General features: G+C 43.3%; 19 protein-coding genes. 11 read left to right on the plus strand and 8 right to left on the minus strand.

Going from position 1 to position 16,227, the window contains the following annotated elements:
* Nucleotides 1–7: 7 nt before the first annotated feature.
* Both L5M71_RS20995 and L5M71_RS21000 read left to right on the plus strand, forming a co-directional pair.
* Nucleotides 8–832: a zinc-dependent peptidase gene (locus L5M71_RS20995; protein ID WP_263209611.1), complete on the plus strand. Its 825-nt coding sequence runs from the start codon at nucleotides 8–10 to the stop codon at nucleotides 830–832.
* 23 nt (nucleotides 833–855) lie between these two features.
* The gene (locus tag L5M71_RS21000; RefSeq protein WP_131523664.1) at nucleotides 856–1,404 is read left to right on the plus strand and encodes a nuclear transport factor 2 family protein; all 549 of its coding nucleotides are present in this window, start codon (nucleotides 856–858) and stop codon (nucleotides 1,402–1,404) included.
* Nucleotides 1,405–1,501: 97 nt separating this feature from the next.
* Here L5M71_RS21000 and L5M71_RS21005 read toward each other — a convergent pair whose 3' ends face one another.
* Together L5M71_RS21005 and ltaE are read right to left on the minus strand one after the other, a co-directional pair.
* On the minus strand, nucleotides 1,502–2,977 hold the full coding sequence (locus tag L5M71_RS21005) for an HDOD domain-containing protein (RefSeq protein ID WP_263179622.1): 1,476 nt from the start codon (nucleotides 2,975–2,977) through the stop codon (nucleotides 1,502–1,504).
* Between the two features lie 194 nt (nucleotides 2,978–3,171).
* Nucleotides 3,172–4,185: a low-specificity L-threonine aldolase gene (gene ltaE, locus L5M71_RS21010; RefSeq protein WP_263209613.1), complete on the minus strand. Its 1,014-nt coding sequence runs from the start codon at nucleotides 4,183–4,185 to the stop codon at nucleotides 3,172–3,174.
* Nucleotides 4,186–4,528: 343 nt separating this feature from the next.
* Here ltaE and L5M71_RS21015 point away from each other — a divergent pair, with 343 nt between their 5' ends.
* From L5M71_RS21015 to tpx, 3 genes are all read left to right on the plus strand, one after another.
* A complete protein-coding gene (locus L5M71_RS21015) occupies nucleotides 4,529–5,119 on the plus strand; it encodes an OmpA family protein (RefSeq protein WP_263209615.1) in 591 nt (196 codons plus the stop codon).
* Between the two features lie 32 nt (nucleotides 5,120–5,151).
* The gene (locus tag L5M71_RS21020; RefSeq protein ID WP_028761273.1) at nucleotides 5,152–5,979 is read left to right on the plus strand and encodes a mechanosensitive ion channel family protein; all 828 of its coding nucleotides are present in this window, start codon (nucleotides 5,152–5,154) and stop codon (nucleotides 5,977–5,979) included.
* Between the two features lie 123 nt (nucleotides 5,980–6,102).
* Nucleotides 6,103–6,696 (plus strand): thiol peroxidase, encoded by a 594-nt coding sequence (gene tpx / locus L5M71_RS21025; RefSeq protein ID WP_105251878.1) that lies wholly within the window; start codon nucleotides 6,103–6,105, stop codon nucleotides 6,694–6,696.
* 75 nt (nucleotides 6,697–6,771) lie between these two features.
* On the opposite strand, the gene L5M71_RS21030 is transcribed toward tpx, so the two are convergent.
* Together L5M71_RS21030 and L5M71_RS21035 are read right to left on the minus strand one after the other, a co-directional pair.
* Nucleotides 6,772–7,413 (minus strand): trimeric intracellular cation channel family protein, encoded by a 642-nt coding sequence (locus L5M71_RS21030; RefSeq protein ID WP_028761275.1) that lies wholly within the window; start codon nucleotides 7,411–7,413, stop codon nucleotides 6,772–6,774.
* A gap of 360 nt (nucleotides 7,414–7,773) precedes the next feature.
* Nucleotides 7,774–8,334: a DUF4136 domain-containing protein gene (locus L5M71_RS21035; RefSeq protein ID WP_028761276.1), complete on the minus strand. Its 561-nt coding sequence runs from the start codon at nucleotides 8,332–8,334 to the stop codon at nucleotides 7,774–7,776.
* A 180-nt stretch (nucleotides 8,335–8,514) separates the two neighbouring features.
* Here L5M71_RS21035 and L5M71_RS21040 point away from each other — a divergent pair, with 180 nt between their 5' ends.
* From L5M71_RS21040 to ruvX, 4 genes are all read left to right on the plus strand, one after another.
* Nucleotides 8,515–8,832 carry a hypothetical protein gene (locus L5M71_RS21040; protein WP_259213137.1) on the plus strand — a complete coding sequence of 106 codons (318 nt, stop codon included), beginning with the start codon at nucleotides 8,515–8,517 and terminating at the stop codon, nucleotides 8,830–8,832.
* 178 nt (nucleotides 8,833–9,010) lie between these two features.
* Entirely contained in the window at nucleotides 9,011–9,340 is a 330-nt protein-coding gene (gene yciH / locus L5M71_RS21045) for a stress response translation initiation inhibitor YciH (protein ID WP_263209618.1), read from the plus strand.
* 66 nt (nucleotides 9,341–9,406) lie between these two features.
* Nucleotides 9,407–9,970: a YqgE/AlgH family protein gene (locus L5M71_RS21050; RefSeq protein ID WP_263209620.1), complete on the plus strand. Its 564-nt coding sequence runs from the start codon at nucleotides 9,407–9,409 to the stop codon at nucleotides 9,968–9,970.
* A 29-nt stretch (nucleotides 9,971–9,999) separates the two neighbouring features.
* Entirely contained in the window at nucleotides 10,000–10,425 is a 426-nt protein-coding gene (gene ruvX, locus L5M71_RS21055) for a Holliday junction resolvase RuvX (RefSeq protein WP_006082513.1), read from the plus strand.
* Between the two features lie 87 nt (nucleotides 10,426–10,512).
* Here ruvX and hemH read toward each other — a convergent pair whose 3' ends face one another.
* The 4 genes from hemH to L5M71_RS21075 form a co-directional block, all read right to left on the minus strand.
* Nucleotides 10,513–11,526: a ferrochelatase gene (hemH, locus tag L5M71_RS21060; RefSeq protein ID WP_263209622.1), complete on the minus strand. Its 1,014-nt coding sequence runs from the start codon at nucleotides 11,524–11,526 to the stop codon at nucleotides 10,513–10,515.
* A gap of 32 nt (nucleotides 11,527–11,558) precedes the next feature.
* Nucleotides 11,559–12,098: a glutathione peroxidase gene (locus tag L5M71_RS21065; RefSeq protein ID WP_263178175.1), complete on the minus strand. Its 540-nt coding sequence runs from the start codon at nucleotides 12,096–12,098 to the stop codon at nucleotides 11,559–11,561.
* A 186-nt stretch (nucleotides 12,099–12,284) separates the two neighbouring features.
* Complete coding sequence (locus L5M71_RS21070; protein ID WP_028761282.1) at nucleotides 12,285–13,397, minus strand: PilT/PilU family type 4a pilus ATPase; 1,113 nt, start codon at nucleotides 13,395–13,397, stop codon at nucleotides 12,285–12,287.
* Between the two features lie 9 nt (nucleotides 13,398–13,406).
* Nucleotides 13,407–14,444 carry a type IV pilus twitching motility protein PilT gene (locus tag L5M71_RS21075; RefSeq protein WP_006082517.1) on the minus strand — a complete coding sequence of 346 codons (1,038 nt, stop codon included), beginning with the start codon at nucleotides 14,442–14,444 and terminating at the stop codon, nucleotides 13,407–13,409.
* 35 nt (nucleotides 14,445–14,479) lie between these two features.
* Here L5M71_RS21075 and L5M71_RS21080 point away from each other — a divergent pair, with 35 nt between their 5' ends.
* On the plus strand, nucleotides 14,480–15,178 hold the full coding sequence (locus L5M71_RS21080; protein ID WP_113939493.1) for a YggS family pyridoxal phosphate-dependent enzyme: 699 nt from the start codon (nucleotides 14,480–14,482) through the stop codon (nucleotides 15,176–15,178).
* A 217-nt stretch (nucleotides 15,179–15,395) separates the two neighbouring features.
* Nucleotides 15,396–16,214: a pyrroline-5-carboxylate reductase gene (proC, locus tag L5M71_RS21085; protein ID WP_173497619.1), complete on the plus strand. Its 819-nt coding sequence runs from the start codon at nucleotides 15,396–15,398 to the stop codon at nucleotides 16,212–16,214.
* The last annotated feature ends 13 nt before the right edge of the window (nucleotides 16,215–16,227 follow it).

Consider the following 16,227-nt stretch of genomic DNA (forward strand, 5'->3'; position numbering starts at 1 on the left):
GGGAAGTATGCTCGCTATTGTTATCACGCTTATCCTAGGAATTGGCGCAATTACCTGGCTACTGTCGAGTCGTTGGCGCAAGACCTTACATCGTCGACGAGTCACGATGAAACCTTTTCCAAAAGAATGGCGCAGCATTCTCAAAAAAAGACTGCCTTACTTCCATGCTCTACCCGCAGATCTACAACTGCAACTCAAACGGCATATCCAAATTTTCATCGATGAGAAAGTCTTTATCGGCTGCGATAATTTTGAGATCACGGATGAAGTAAGAGTCACAATCGCGGCCCAAGCCTGTCTACTGCTACTCAATCGTAAAACCGACTTTTACCCCAAACTGAAACAGATTTTGGTCTATCCCGATGCCTTTATCGTCAATAATCAACATAAAGACACTAGCGGTATCGTGTGGGAACAACGCAATGTGCTGGCAGGGGAATCATGGGAATACGGTAAAGTTGTGCTCTCATGGAGAAATACTTTAGACGGCGCAGCCGATCCCCATGATGGTAATAATGTCGTAATCCATGAGTTTGCCCATCAGCTCGATCAAGAAGATGGCCAAGCCAATGGCGCACCCATTCTGCAGCATTTTGCCGACTACAGCACTTGGTCTGAAGTGCTAAGTAGGGAATTTACCCAATTACAACACTGTGCAAATTTTGGCACGCCCTCATTATTTAATTATTATGGTGCAACTAATCCCGCTGAGTTTTTTGCCGTCATCACCGAAGTCTTTTTTGAGAAACCAGAGGATTTTTACCAACAACACCCAGACTTGTATCGGGAACTGAGCCGCTTTTATCAACTCGATCCGATAAACTGGCATTAACCCATAAATGTAGAGGCACGCAAATGCTCAAAGACACTCATGCATTCTCAGTTAAAGGTTCCAATATTAATCGCGCTACCTTGGGGTTACTGCTCAGCGCGTTAATGCTTGGCGGCCTTAATATAAGCGTACAGGCACAGGACTCGCCAACACAAAGCACTCAAACGACTTCGAATCCTGATCAACAAGCGGCGGCTCACGTTTTAGATTTACTCAACCAATATTCAAGCGATGCCAATTGGGATAAATACTTTGCCCTGTACCGAAAAGACGGCATTTTTATTGGCACGGATGCGAGTGAGCGCTGGGGAATGGCGGAATTTGAACGTTACTCCCGCCTCACAAAAGGTTGGCGCTATGATTTAACTGAGCGTCATTTAATCCAACACGGCAATGTCATATTGTTTGACGAGTTATTAAATAGTCCAGCCTATGGCGTCAGTCGAGGAACTGGCACTTTAATCAAAACCAATGGCAACTGGGAAATAGCTCAATACCATTTAAGCTTCCCCATTCCTAATGAGGTAGCTAAGCAAATAACTGCCGAGATTAAAGCCGCAAACAAACAATAGCGCAGCACTCCCAAAAATACGGTTTGAAAGAGTGCAATTTCGAAAGAATACAGCTTGAAATTAAATCGCTTAAAAAGTAATCACTTAAGTTATGCCACTATCTCAAAGACACAGTAAAACACACATTCGCCAATTGGGAGAAGTGGATGAAACTTTGAAAATCCACGTCTTCAAATGCCCTTTCCGAAGGACCCCTATCCGCGTAGTAAAACCCGATCACTTTACTATCGACTAATAATGGTGCCAATAAAAAGCCTTGACGTGACACATGTTGCGCTTGTAATTCTTTACACTGCTCTTGCCATTTCTTAGAGCTAGGATCATCTACCCAAAGCGGTAACTTATGCTCCATCGCTTGGTAAAATAATCCCCGCCTATCGCTCAAATCGATAATAAACTCTTGCTTAATGGCATCTGCATCACGACCTAATATCACTCTAGGTTGAAGTTGTTTACGGCTTGGTGACAATAACAGCACGCCGCACCGGTCAACGCCAACGCCCTCAAGTATACCTTCGAGAACCGTTTGCATGATTTGGTTAAAATCGGCTTTATTAATGGCGAAGCCTGTAAGTTCTCGTAGCTTAGCTAACTGAATATTCAAATTAACTTGATAGACAGGCATATCTAACGGAATAGGAAGTGGAACAGGTTTAACTGTGACCATACGCTTAGGATCTGGTAGATAGTCTAGCAACACCTTAGCACCATATACTTCAGCTAACTTATGGGTCGCATTCGCGCAGCGTTGCATCCGCACCATAAACTCATTTTCTTCTAGTCCAGTAAAACTCGCCGCTTGCGTGATACGTTTCCCTAATTCCTGCTTATCAAGATTAGGCTGAGATAAAATATCGCAGAGCTTATCCGCAATAAAAATAGACCGAATTTCAGGTCTTTGGTCTTCAGGATTATTAACTGCATGGACCAACAGTTCTCCCAATCCCCAATTGCGGGCAATACTTTGAGTTAATAGTGAAAAAGAAGTGCCGAGGGCTTCGCGGGTTATACTTCGCTCCTCTGCTGGCGTTACACATTCACGCAGTTTTAGATCTAACTCTTCGGTGAACTCACCACCAATACTCCAAAAAGCGCTCTCACCTATGTGATACAGTAAAGAGGCTATAAAAGCTTCCTCCTGCATTTCTTCGTCATAATGGCTCAACATCATCCGTGCAATCATGGCGGCTTGAAATGCTTTAGCCATCAACTTTATTAATCTTTGATATACGTTAGGTGCCAAATTTTTACTCTCTAACAAGCTTGAGAGTAACTTGGCTGTGATACAGATATTTCGCACCGCATCAAAACCAAGCACTATAGCCGCTCGGCTGACAGTAGAGATTTGGCTACTACCTTTATGGTAAATAGCGCTATTAGCAACTCGAAGAATACGAGAGGTTAAGGCGTTATCGTGCATCACGCTACGCCCGAGTAATGCGAGAGAGGAAACGTCATCCTTGGCGAGCTTTTCTAGCGATTTAACAGTCGAACACAGTGCTGGCATTTCCAATTCACTGATCCGATTTGTCCAATAATCGACCCCTTTATTAGTATTGTTATTAGGTTTCAACCTAAAGTTACCTTAGCGATATAATCTTGTTGTTTTTAGTATAGATAAACGCAAACATTTCGCCTGTTGTCTAAAGCTTGTTTTAGAAAATCATTCATTAATTGCTTAATAATTCAACATTAAGCAATATCTGCCTATAAAAATGCCCAAGACAAAGCTCGGGCATTTCAGTAAAACAGGAAATCAATCCACACTTAGGCTTTGAGGTACTGCTTAACAACACGCAACACTTTATCTATGTCCTGACGGCTGATATCTTTATGAGTCACAAGCCGAAGTGTACGCCCTGGGCTTATCAGGATGCCTTCCGCTCGACAGTGTTTAGCCAATAAGTTCGCATCAATATTGGGTGCTAATGTAACAAATAACATATTTGTTTGTACTGCGGCTAAATTGACCTCGAACTCACTGAATTCTGCCAACTGCCGAGCTAAGTACGCCGTATTATCATGATCTTCACTCAGCCGTTGTACTTGCTCAGTTAAAGCAAGCTTACCCGCAGCGGCAAGTATCCCAGCTTGACGCATGCCACCACCAAGCATTTTACGCCAACGAATGGCTTTCTGAATCAAGCGTTCATCACCTAAGAGTAATGAGCCGACTGGCGCACATAATCCTTTGGATAAACAAATCGACACTGAATCAAAGTGCGCCGTGATATCACTTATTGCAATATTCTGCGCAACCGCAGCATTGGCAACTCGCGCACCATCTAAATGAATTTTTAAACCGCGATTAAAGGCTAATGCCTGCGCGTCCGCCAAATAGCTTTGCGGGAGAACCTTACCGCCAATCGTATTCTCTAAACTAAGCAAACGAGTACGAGCAAAATGGATATCATCAGGCTTAATTGCGGCTTCAATGTCAGCTAATGCAATAGTGCCATCTAATTGATTCATTAAAGGTTGAGGTTGAATGCTGCCTAGGACAGCGGCGCCGCCGCCCTCGAACTTATAATTGTGAGCCTGCTGACCGCACAGGTACTCATCTCCACGATCACAATGGGCCATCAAAGCCAATAAATTTGCTTGAGTACCCGAACAGGTAAATAATGCACTTTCAAAGCCAAACATCTCCGCAGCCATATCCTGCAAACTATTTACCGTAGGGTCATCACCGTAAACATCATCACCCACTTCGGCTCTGGACATGGCTAACCGCATGGCTGCTGTTGGCTGGGTAACAGTATCACTGCGTAAATCTATCATCTTGTCCTCAACTTAAAGTTTGGTTGGCGCATAATGGGCTCAAGACTCTAGCGCTAAAGGCTTATTTTGTATAGTTTATCGTCATACTTGTCGACAAATTTACCGATGTAGAACCTCGCTCATGCTTGAAGCAAGTATCGACATACTGACATCTACTAATAAAAACATAAATATACTCAAGATCTTGCCGATATCTATCTGTCGATGTATGGACGTTTGTACGCGTTTAGCTTGGCGAAAAGAGTCTTACTCGTTAGAATGCCACACTAAGATGGTCATGCTACAACAATGCGATCGCTTTAGTAATTTTGACTAATACTTATCGTTAAATAGGTGATTTGTAGTGAAAAACTCCCAATCTCGATGGATTCAGCTAGCGCTTTTGCTATTAAGTTTAAGCCTAACATCACAGGTATTTGCTTGGTCTGACACTGACCGAGATGGAGTGCCAGATATCAAAGATGCCTGTCCTAACACAGAGCCAAATACACCTGTTATGGCTAATGGTTGTGTGGAAGAAATCGCTGTGGAAATGACTGCATCACCAGTTTGCGATATGAGTCATTCAAATGCTGAGTTAAACACAGATTGTCATAATATTTCTGCAGCTATGGTGTATTTTGAATTTGCCATTGCCGAGGTTGACTTTTCTCAACGGAAAACTTTAGCCTTAGTAAAAGCATTCTTAGAAACAAATGATGCTGAATTAACCTTAGTAGGCCACACAGATATCGTTGGTACACCAGAGTTTAATTATCAACTATCACTTCAGCGAGCTCAAAATGTAAAACGTATTTTGGTTGAAGATTATGGCTTTAATCCAAATCGCTTTACCGTAATGGGTAAAGGTATATCTGAACCTGTAGCGGACAACCGTTCTAGCGAAGGGCGCAGTTTAAATCGACGAGTAGAATTTATCGTCAATAATAAATAGTTTTTGTTAGCGTATATTTAGGGAGTTATTCAATGGAAAACCTCGAAGGTTTATTAAAGCAAGCACCAGATCTGATCGTGACTTATGGCTTAAAAACATTATTCGCCATTATCATCTTCTTTGTTGGTAAATACTTTGCGGGCGTAGCACAGAAGCTTGTTCGTAAATTACTTAACAGCCGTAAAGTTGATCCGACAGTCGTTTCATTTGTCGCTAACCTCGCTTGGGCAGTGGTATTTGTTTTCGCGGTTATTGCTACGTTAGGCCAAATTGGCGTACAAACCGCATCACTGGTAGCCGTTATCGGTGCTGCAGGTTTAGCAATAGGCTTAGCGCTACAAGGTTCTCTGTCTAATTTTGCATCGGGTGTGTTAATGGTGTTATTCCGCCCTTGCCGCGTAGGTGACTATATTGAAGCTGCAGGTATCGCCGGCACTGTTGATGAAATAACCATATTCTCAACCAAGCTTCGCACTCCTGATAATAAAGTTATCGTAGCGCCAAACTCATCTATCATGAATGGCACTATCACTAACTACTCAGCGATGGATAGTCGTCGTATCGATTTAGTGATTGGCGTATCTTATTCCGCCGATATCGCACTCACTAAAAAAGTATTGACCGATATTTTAGATAACAACCAGTATGTGTTAAAAGATCCAGCATATACAGTTGGACTTTCTGAATTGGCTAGCTCTTCAATCAATTTCGTGGTTCGTCCTTGGGTAAAAACATCTGATTATTGGACTGCACGTTTCCAACTGCTTGAGCAAATAAAAAATGCATTAGACGCTGCAGATATCGGTATTCCATTTCCACAAATGGATATTCATGTCAAAGAATTGCCGCTAAGCAAATAACAATTAGTGGATAAAAAAGGTCGGTAATTACCGACCTTTTTTTATGGTTCTACGCATCATTTTAGCGTACCTTAATGGACAGATATTAGCGAAGGCACAGATATTCATGTGTGAGGAAATCCAATGCAAAAATATGTTTCATTTTTAGCCGCAAGCTGTATTTATAGCCTAGTACTGATGAGCCCCAATACACTCGCCAGTGAGAAAACACAGGTTTTAATGGGTGAAAAAACAGTCACCTTAGAAGGGAAAAGACCAAAATTGTCGCAAATGGCACCGGGGTTTAAAGTCGTTGATGAGCATTTCACGCCAGTGATGCTAAGTGATTTTAAGGGTAAAACTGTACTGATAAGTGCCGTGCCAAGCCTAGATACAGGTGTTTGCGCACTGCAGACGAAGCGCTTCAACAGCGAAGTTGGCCATTTTTCCGATGACGTCATCATGCTAACGATCAGTACCGATTTACCCTTCGCACAGAAGCGTTTCTGTAAAGTGGAAAACGTAGATAAAATCAAAGTGCTATCAGATAGCGTGTGGCGTGATTTTGGTGAAAAGTATGGTTTGTTAATTCAAGATTACGGCTTGCTGGCTAGAGCCATTTTCATCATAGATGCAGAAGGTAAGCTCCAATACCAAGAGTTAGTACCAAACATCACAGAGCATCCTAACTATGATGCAGCGCTTGAAGCCTTAAAAACCCTTCAAGCCCAGCAGTAATTCACAGCTAAAAACAGGGCAGCCTTAGCTGCCCTTTTGTTTAACGGTTCTATTTCTACAATTTGGTTTTACGATTTAATGTGTATGTTGATCGCCACTGGATTGGTAGTCAAAGGTCGGCATAGACCAATGATATCGCAGCGCCAACATCCGTAAGCTAAAACCAACGCTTAAACAAATAACCAGATTAATCCATTCCGTTAACTGATAGGCTTTTAAGACGATATACAAGCCTGCCGTCAGTAGTGAAATCACCGCATAGAGTTCTTTCTTAAAAATCAAAGGCACTTGGTTACACAGAATATCGCGGATAACGCCACCAAAGACACCAGTGACCAATCCCATAACTACGGCTATTGTTGGGCTAAATCCCAGCATTAACGTCTTTTGTGCGCCCACGATGGAGAATACGGCTAAACCTAAGGCATCAATAGCCAAAAATAACTTAGACAGATAACGCATCACAGGGGCGATAGCGACAGTGAGCAAAGAAGCGAATGCAATCGCAATAAGGTAATGCACATGCTCAACCCAAATTAAGGGGTAATTTCCGAGCATCATATCCCTTAGTGTGCCGCCACCAATTGCCGTTGCGCAGCCAATGATCACCACACCAAACAAATCCATCTGCTTGCGGCCAGCCGCCAGAGCGCCCGTCATCGCCTCGGCAATAATCCCAATCAGCCAAAGTAATCCAATAATCTGCGTCTCATGCATCTTTGCTACTACCAACAACTCAAAGAATTGATTCTGCCTGATAACCTCTCAGTTCTATAATGATTTTATTTTGAATTCATCATTAGAAAAATTAATTCATCATCTTATTAATAATCTGATGCAGACTCCTATTATATTATTAAGTTATAGGATAAATATTATACAAAATAGTCAGTTATAAAAATGTTACTTTCACATTGTCATCTATGAAAATAGAATTTTTAATAAGTATTAATAACGTAAATCCAATCAGATGATAAATAACTGCAGATCATCTAATACCGTAGACAAAAAGCATAAAAATCAACCACAAAAAAGCGGCCCTTAGGCCGCTTAATGTTCATTCAAACTGAATCAGAACTACTTAGTGTCAGGCTTAGGTGGATAATTTGCCATTACACTGCCCACTGCTTGATTGATGATCTGTACTCTTTCTTCTGGGGTATTTTTGTCGCGAATGGTATCGGCAACAGAACCACGCCAGATCAGTTTAGTGGTTTTATTATCAACCAAATCAATAATCAGGGTGCCGACTTCATATTCTCTTACTGTGGTTTGGGTCTGCATATTGCCGCCCCAACCCCATCCTGGACCATAGTATGGGTTGTAGCCAAAATTACTATTGAAGGTATCAACATTAATCTTCTTATCAACTTTGGTCAGATAATTAACAAGTACATCAGCATCTTTTGCATCAACTAATGTCATCCCCTTACTCGCTAACTGGCTATTCACCGCTTCTCTGACCCGTTGGTCCATCAAGCCATCCAAATGATATCCAGCAGAATCCGTTTTCTGAGCAACCCAAGCATAGGTTTTATATTGGGTAAAATTGGCGCTAGGATCAAAATCCCAACCTGACTTCATCGAACTACAGGCACTGAGTGCCAACACAGCTAATGCTACAAAAATATTTTTCATCTTAATTTCCTCAGATGTTCGACCCGAACAAAGACAAGTATCAGAGATATGAATTTAGCTTACAGAGCAATAGCCTAATCTACAACTCAATTGATTAAAAAGCGGCATCTCATTCAGCTTGACTTCAGCAAAACCAAAGATGATAATGATTATCAATTAAGATTTGAGGGAGGTGTTGAAATGTACTGGTTTATTAGCGCGTTTTTGGTTGCATCTGCCATTTTTTTCCTTGCACCAGAAAAAATTTCTCTCGAGGCCAATAACGCCAAAATAAAGCGCCATTTGCCTGTCAGCTTACTGATTTTACCTCTTATTGTACTTGGCTGGTTGGTCATTGATACCGTCGCGAATGGCACTAATTATGCCACAGTCGCCGCATTCGGCTTTGTGACTACCGCCTGCTTAATTGCGTTACCTAAGCTGCATAAATTTATTATGCCCAGCGCCTTACTGACCGCAGTGGCGCTGATCGTCATGGTCTTTATGCGCATGAATTAAAACGGCTGAAAACGCTCCCTTTTTCAAAAATATGCTTACTTCCCTGCAAAGAGTTAGCATTTTGTATTGGCCACTTAAGGAGAATCCTCAAGTGGTCTTTTTTTACCTCCCAGAACCTCTGCAAATTTGATAAACTGAGTCGGTATAAGTCACCTTCTAATATCAATGAATGAAACCAATGAAAGCAGATCCTAATGTATCCTTAGTGTACAGCACCGACAAAGGCCGTATAAATGCAGAGCCCGCCACTAAAGTGATTCCTGAATCCGATGGCATAGTCAGGATCCACAGAGACAGTAAAGGCCGCAAAGGTAAAGGCGTTTCGATTATCTCAGGGTTAGGTCTCGATGAAGCAGCGTTAAAAGCAATGGCACAAACCCTTAAGAAACAATGTGGTTGTGGTGGTACGGTTAAAGATTTCACTATTGAGGTCCAAACGGACAACCGCGAGCAATTAAAGCTATTACTTGAGAAACAAAACTACAAAGTTAAATTAGCTGGCGGTTAATCTCGCCCGACTTAGCAATATAGCAGCAAGCTAGATCAACTTAGCCACATCAAACGGAGTAGTTTAATGGAGAGTTTGCAGAACCATTTCTTAATTGCCATGCCCTCACTACACGGCACGTTTTTTGAACGCTCAGTCATTTATATCTGTGAACATGATACCAAAGGCGCCATGGGACTGGTGATCAATAAACCGCTCGGTATCGAAGTTAATTCGCTATTAGAGCAAATGGATTTGCCAGCAGAGCAAGTCTCCGCGGATTTAGTGCTCAATACCAATGTCATGATGGGCGGCCCCGTCTCCCAAGATCGCGGCTTTGTGCTGCATACCTCTCAGCCCTATTGGGCCAATAGCACAGATCTGGGTTGTGGTTTAATGCTAACCACTTCCCGTGATGTGTTAACCGCGATTGGAAGCAACAGATCGCCCGAGAAGTTTCTCGTCGCATTAGGTTATGCAGGGTGGAGTAAAGATCAGCTCGAACAAGAGCTTGCCGATAATTCTTGGCTCACAATTCCAGCAACGAATGCGCTCTTGTTTGACATTAAACACGAAGACCGTTGGCCACAGGCCAGCCGTGCTCTCGGATTTGATGCTTGGCAAGTTTCAGCTCAAGCGGGTCACGCTTAAGCCTATTTATTAATATAAGTCCGCACACTATGAATTCGAAAACCGTATTAGGCTTTGATTTTGGCACTAAGAGCATTGGTGTGGCTATAGGCCAAGAGATCACCGCCAGCGCCACACCATTGTTGTCAATTAAAGCCGTCGATGGTATCCCAAATTGGGATCAGATAGGCGACTTAATCAAAGAGTGGCAACCTGACTTAGTCGTCGTTGGTCTGCCCTTAAACATGGATGGCACAGAGCAAGATATGACCCACAGGGCGCGTAAATTTGCTAATCGCATCAATGCAAAATTCAAAGTCAAAATAGCCACTCAAGATGAGCGATTAACCACTACCGATGCAAAGGCAAGATTATTCGAATTGGGCGGGTTTAAGGCACTGACCAAAGGTCAAGTCGATGCGGTATCTGCAGTCCTTATCATCGAAAGCTACTTCGAAAATAACTTCAGCAAGTAATGCCACAATAAATAAAACCACAATAAAAAGAAAAGGATAAGTTGCCTTATCCTTTTAGTTTGATGTTTAACCCGATAAATTACCAGATCAAAAATGTGGCTTCACTAAGTTGGCCATCATAGTAATGTGCGCATCATCGTCATTTAATGCAGCGATGTAACGGAACTTCTCCCCGCCCGCCTCAGCAAAGAGATGACCATTCTCACCAACAATTTCTTCCAGCGTTTCTAAACAATCAGCGCTAAAAGCTGGGCAGACGATAGCAATATCACGCACGCCTTGTTGCGGCAACGCTTTCAAAGTCGCATCGGTATAAGGTTGTAGCCATTTGGCTTTACCGAAACGCGATTGGAAAGTCATGACAAACTCATCTTTACCTAACCCAAGCTTTTCGGTGACAAGTCGAGTCGTTTTCATACAGAAGCAGTAATAAGGATCGCCTAAATGCAAATTACGCTCAGGCATACCATGGTAAGACAACACCAATTTTTGCGGTTTACCATGGGCTTCAAAATCAGCCGTGATCGAATTAGCTAACGCGTTAATAAAGTCAGCATTGTCATGATAAGTATTAATAAAATGCAGTGCTGGAATAAAGCGCCACTTGGACAACTCAGCAGCAATCGCATCAAATGCAGAACCTGTGGTTGGGGCCGCATATTGGGGATATAAAGGTAACACGACGATTTTATCTATGCCATTTTGATGCATATTCTGCAAGGTGCTAGCAACCGACGGATTACCGTAACGCATGGCTAAATGGACAGAGACATCGTAGTTATCAGCTTTAAGCTTATCCGCTAACTTTGCGGTTTGACGCAAACTAATGTCCATCAACGGAGAACCTGCCGCAGTCCATACCTTTTGGTATAACGCTGCCGATTTTGCAGGCCGTACCCTCAAAATAATCCCGTGTAAAATCAACATCCATACTAGCTTAGGGATCTCGACGACTCGGGGATCCGCTAAAAACTCTGCAAGATAACGTCTAACAGCAGATGCTGTGGGTTCATCTGGAGTACCTAAATTCAACAACAACACGCCTACTTTGCCGCGCTGCCCGTGTCCAACTTCTTTGGATAAGCCTGAAAATTTAGCCAAAACAGCCTCTTAATTAATAAATATTCGTAATATTAAAGTACAGATTCTATCGCTTGCTTAAGCTCTTCACTATCTGGCTTCACTTTAGAATTGAACTGTTGCACAACCGCACCATCACCGCTGACGACATACTTATAAAAATTCCACTTAGGCGCACCGGTTTTTTCGGCTAAGTATTTGAAGACACTATTAGCGTCACTACCACGTACTGGCGATGTCGACAGCATAGTAAAGGTGACACCGTAATTGATGTAACACACCTTAGCCGTATCTTTCTCATCATTTTCTTCTTGGAAAAAATCATCCGATGGGAAACCAATGACCACTAAGCCTTTATCTTTGTAGTTTTCATGCAATGTTTCGAGCGCTTTAAACTGCGGGGTGTAACCACAGTTACTGGCCGTGTTAACAATCAACACTGGTTTTCCCTGAGTCAATTCGCACAGATTAACCGTCTCTTCAGAATGTAATTTTCGTACTTCGAGGTTCAGATACTCCGGACAAGTGACCGCCATAGCGCCAACACTCATCAAGCTCGCTGTCATAGCGAATATCATGGGTAATTTTTTCATTGCTTTCTCCTTTACCAGTACATTACGCAAACGCACTAGGTAAAGATCATATTGAATTAAAAAATAAAAGCTATGGATAATGGCAACATAGCGATGAAGTAGAACCGATTGAGCTGAACGAAAATCTAATACACAAACAAAAAGCAGCCCATAAAGAGCTGCCTAACCCAGAACCGGACTATCACGCTAGTCCATGTCTAAGGTGACACCTTCCATAAAACCTGAGCCCGTGGATTCTTTATTCTGCAATTTAATCATCAAACGTAAATCGTTTGGTGAATCAGCATGGTGCAGCGCATCGGCGTAACTAATCTCGCCATCGACATAAAGTTTCAGCAAGGCCTGATCGAACGTCTGCATGCCCTGCTCGTTGGATTTTGCCATGGTTTCTTTGAGCAAATGCAGCTCGTTCTTCGCAATTAAACTCGCCACCCTTGGGGTGTTAATCAATACTTCAATCGCAGCGCGACGCCCTGTGCCATCGACTTTCGGTATCAATTGCTGCGCCACAATACCGCGTAAATTCAATGATAAATCGAACAATAACTGTTGATGCTTACTCTCAGGCACGAGATGCATAATCCGGTCTAACGCTTGGTTGGCGTTGTTGGCATGCAAGGTTGCCATACAAAGGTGACCCGTTTCTGCAAATGACAGCGCAAACTCCATCGTCTCTTGGGTACGAATTTCACCAATCAAGATCACATCGGGTGCTTGGCGAAGGGAGCTTTTTAGCGCCGCATCGAAAGATTCAGTATCTATGCCCACTTCACGCTGGGTGATAATGCTTTTTCTGTGGTCATGAACGAATTCAACCGGATCTTCAATAGTCAAAATATGCCCACGGGCATGACCATTGCGATAACCCACCAAGGCCGCCAAGGACGTTGACTTACCCGTTCCCGTTCCGCCTACCATAATGATGAGGCCACGTTTGCTCATCACCAGATCTTTTAGAATAGGCGGCAATTTTAAATCATCGACATCAGGGATTTTAGTCTCAATACGGCGCATCACACAGCCAGGCGATTCACGCTGCCAAAAAGCGCTCACCCGAAAACGACCTAAATCCTTTGCCGCAAAAGCGAAATTACACTCACGAGTGGAATGAAACTCTTGCTTCTGAGCCTCAGTCATTAACGACTCAACAAAATCCAGTGATTGTGCTGGTGTAAACGCACTTTCTGCCAATGGACGCAATTCACCGTCAATCTTGGCACTCGGCGGAAAACCCGCTGTGATGAACAAGTCGGAGGCTTTGCGTTCCACTATCACTTTTAAAAACGGACGAACATCCATCATAAATCCTTAAAATGTCGCTTGTTTATTCGAACTCTTCGCCATTGCATCTTCACGGGTGATAAGACCGCGATTGACTAAATTCTGTAAACATTGCTCTAAGGTCTGCATTCCGTGGGCCATACCAGTTTGAATCGCCGAATACATCTGCGCCACTTTGTCTTCACGAATAAGGTTACGGATAGCGGGAGTGCCCATCATGATTTCATGGGCGGCGACACGGCCTCCTCCCACCTTTTTAATCAGGGTTTGCGAAATAACCGCTTGCAGCGATTCCGACAACATAGTGCGCACCATGTCTTTTTCACCGGCGGGGAATACGTCGACCACACGGTCAATCGTTTTCGCGGCAGAAGTAGTATGCAAGGTACCAAACACTAAGTGGCCTGTTTCAGCGGCGGTCATCGCCAAACGAATGGTCTCAAGGTCACGCATCTCACCGACTAAAATCACGTCTGGGTCTTCACGCAGTGCGCTTCTAAGCGCCGCATTAAAGCTGTGGGTATGGCGGTGAACTTCACGTTGGTTAATCAAACATTGCTTATTTTGGTGAACGAATTCGATAGGATCTTCAATGGTTAAGATATGATCATGTCGATTTTCATTCACGTAATCCACCATAGCGGCAAGTGTGGTACTCTTACCCGACCCCGTAGGTCCAGTCACTAGCACCAATCCGCGAGGGAAACTGGCAATTTTTTTAAAAATTTCCGGTGCACCTAATTGCTCAAGTGACAAAATGTCACTTGGAATGGTACGAAACACAGCCGCTGCACCACGGGATTGATTGAATGCGTTAACACGAAAGCGTGCAAGATTAGGGACTTCGAACGAGAAATCGATTTCTAAATGTTCTTCGTAGTCCTTGCGCTGCTTATCATTCATTATGTCGTACACTAAACTGTGTACACCTTGATGATCGAGCGCGGGCAGGTTAATTTTTCTCACTTCACCGTCAACACGGATCATGGGAGATATCCCTGCAGAAAGGTGTAGATCCGAGGCTTTGTGTTTTACACTAAATGCCAATAACTCAGTGATTTCCATCGTTTGGGATATCCTTGCAACTAGATAATTACATCATGACAACAATAGCAGACAGACTCGCAATCGCCCAGCGCAGGATCACACAAGCAGCGCAAAAATGTGCCCGCCACCCCAGCAGTATTCGCTTACTTGCCGTCAGCAAGACTAAACCTATTGAAGACATTATAGCAGCCTACCAAGCGGGTCAGCGTTGCTTTGGCGAAAACTATGTCCAAGAAGGCGCTGAAAAAATTACTGCGCTCAAGGGGGATTTCCCGGACATAGAATGGCATTTTATCGGCCCACTCCAATCCAATAAAACCAGCATAGTCGCCCAGCATTTCGATTGGATGCATACCCTCTCACGCGACAAAATTGCCCTACGTCTCAATGAGCAACGTCCGGCCGAATTGGCGCCATTAAACGTCTGTATTCAAATTAATATCAGTGCTGAAGACACAAAATCTGGCATAGATGCGGCTCAAATGCTGCCACTGGCCGAACTGATAGCTCAGCTACCTAACTTAGCACTGAGGGGCCTAATGGCAATTCCAACGGCTACCGCAGATACAGAGTTACAGCTTAAAGAGTTTTCCATGTTAAACAATCTATTTCAAGAACTTAAATCGCATTATCCCGCAGTAGATACGCTTTCAATGGGGATGAGTAATGACCTAGATACAGCGATTAGCTGCGGTTCAACTATGGTGCGTATTGGCAGTGCCATTTTTGGTGAGCGCAATTACGCTGCGTAAAATCCACGTTCGGCATTTAGTTAGAGGTCAGTTTAACCTTGTTTTTAGCACTTTATGCCCAAATACTGTATTTAAGAACACCGAACATTAACGATTTAAGAGCAATTAGCGAGAGTCGATAATCAGGCTCAGTCATTCAAATGACTAACCGTTTTTATCATCTTAATTTAAAGTGAAGATGTTACAAGTTAACGGTTAACACACTGAAGAGAATCAAATGGATCAACAGAAAATCTGCTTTATCGGTGCCGGCAATATGACGCGCAGCATCATCAGTGGCTTAATCAATAGCGGCTATCCAGCTCAACTCATCCAAGCGACTAATCCCAGCCAAGGTAAACTCGATGCACTAAAAGACGATTTTGGGATTTTGGTTTCTCAGGATAATTTAGCCGCGGCGCAAGCTGCCGATGTCATAGTACTTTCAGTAAAACCACAATTGATGCAACAAGTTTGTGAAGCATTACAGACAGTCGAACTGTCGAATAAGTTAGTCATCACTATCGCTGCGGGCATTAAAGCAAAGCGATATACCGACTATCTGGCACAAGACATCAAGCTTATCCGCGCCATGCCAAATACGCCGATGCAAATTAGTGTGGGGATGACTGGCCTCTATGCGCCTCAAAGCATTACTACCGAGCAGAAAGCCATTTGCGATCGTTTGATGTCAAGCGGCGGCGAAATAGTGTGGGTAAATGAAGAGTCAGATTTAGATCAAGTGATTGCACTATCGGGCAGTTCACCGGCTTATTTCTTTTTGCTAATGGAGTCTATGATAGATGCAGGCAAAGAAATGGGAATGGATGAAACAAAAGCCAGAAGTTTAGTGCAGCAAGCTGCGCTTGGCGCTGCTATGATGGCAAAGCAAAACCCACAACTGACCTTAGGTAATTTAAGGGAGAATGTTACTTCAAAGGGCGGCACCACCGCACAGGCGCTGGCGACATTTGAAGCTGCGGATATGCGCGGCTTAGTAAAAAAAGCCATGGAAAACTGTATTAATCGTGCTGAAGAAATGGCTAAAACATTTTGATCCACTAACACGT

Origin of the sequence: Shewanella sp. SW1 (assembly GCF_025653545.1) — a bacterium.
GTDB classification, from domain to species: domain Bacteria; phylum Pseudomonadota; class Gammaproteobacteria; order Enterobacterales; family Shewanellaceae; genus Shewanella; species Shewanella oncorhynchi.

Coding starts and splice junctions, on each gene's coding strand:
- L5M71_RS21030 (WP_028761275.1), bottom strand. CDS start 7,413: ATGCATGAGACGCAGATTATTGGATTACTTTGGCTGATTGGGATTATT.
- yciH (WP_263209618.1), top strand. CDS start 9,011: ATGAAAGCAGATCCTAATGTATCCTTAGTGTACAGCACCGACAAAGGC.
- proC (WP_173497619.1), top strand. CDS start 15,396: ATGGATCAACAGAAAATCTGCTTTATCGGTGCCGGCAATATGACGCGC.
- tpx (WP_105251878.1), top strand. CDS start 6,103: ATGCAAAAATATGTTTCATTTTTAGCCGCAAGCTGTATTTATAGCCTA.
- L5M71_RS21020 (WP_028761273.1), top strand. CDS start 5,152: ATGGAAAACCTCGAAGGTTTATTAAAGCAAGCACCAGATCTGATCGTG.
- ltaE (WP_263209613.1), bottom strand. CDS start 4,185: ATGATAGATTTACGCAGTGATACTGTTACCCAGCCAACAGCAGCCATG.
- L5M71_RS21000 (WP_131523664.1), top strand. CDS start 856: ATGCTCAAAGACACTCATGCATTCTCAGTTAAAGGTTCCAATATTAAT.
- L5M71_RS21035 (WP_028761276.1), bottom strand. CDS start 8,334: ATGAAAAATATTTTTGTAGCATTAGCTGTGTTGGCACTCAGTGCCTGT.
- L5M71_RS21065 (WP_263178175.1), bottom strand. CDS start 12,098: ATGAAAAAATTACCCATGATATTCGCTATGACAGCGAGCTTGATGAGT.
- L5M71_RS21040 (WP_259213137.1), top strand. CDS start 8,515: ATGTACTGGTTTATTAGCGCGTTTTTGGTTGCATCTGCCATTTTTTTC.
- L5M71_RS21075 (WP_006082517.1), bottom strand. CDS start 14,444: ATGGAAATCACTGAGTTATTGGCATTTAGTGTAAAACACAAAGCCTCG.
- L5M71_RS21050 (WP_263209620.1), top strand. CDS start 9,407: ATGGAGAGTTTGCAGAACCATTTCTTAATTGCCATGCCCTCACTACAC.
- L5M71_RS21070 (WP_028761282.1), bottom strand. CDS start 13,397: ATGGATGTTCGTCCGTTTTTAAAAGTGATAGTGGAACGCAAAGCCTCC.
- L5M71_RS21080 (WP_113939493.1), top strand. CDS start 14,480: ATGACAACAATAGCAGACAGACTCGCAATCGCCCAGCGCAGGATCACA.
- L5M71_RS20995 (WP_263209611.1), top strand. CDS start 8: ATGCTCGCTATTGTTATCACGCTTATCCTAGGAATTGGCGCAATTACC.
- ruvX (WP_006082513.1), top strand. CDS start 10,000: ATGAATTCGAAAACCGTATTAGGCTTTGATTTTGGCACTAAGAGCATT.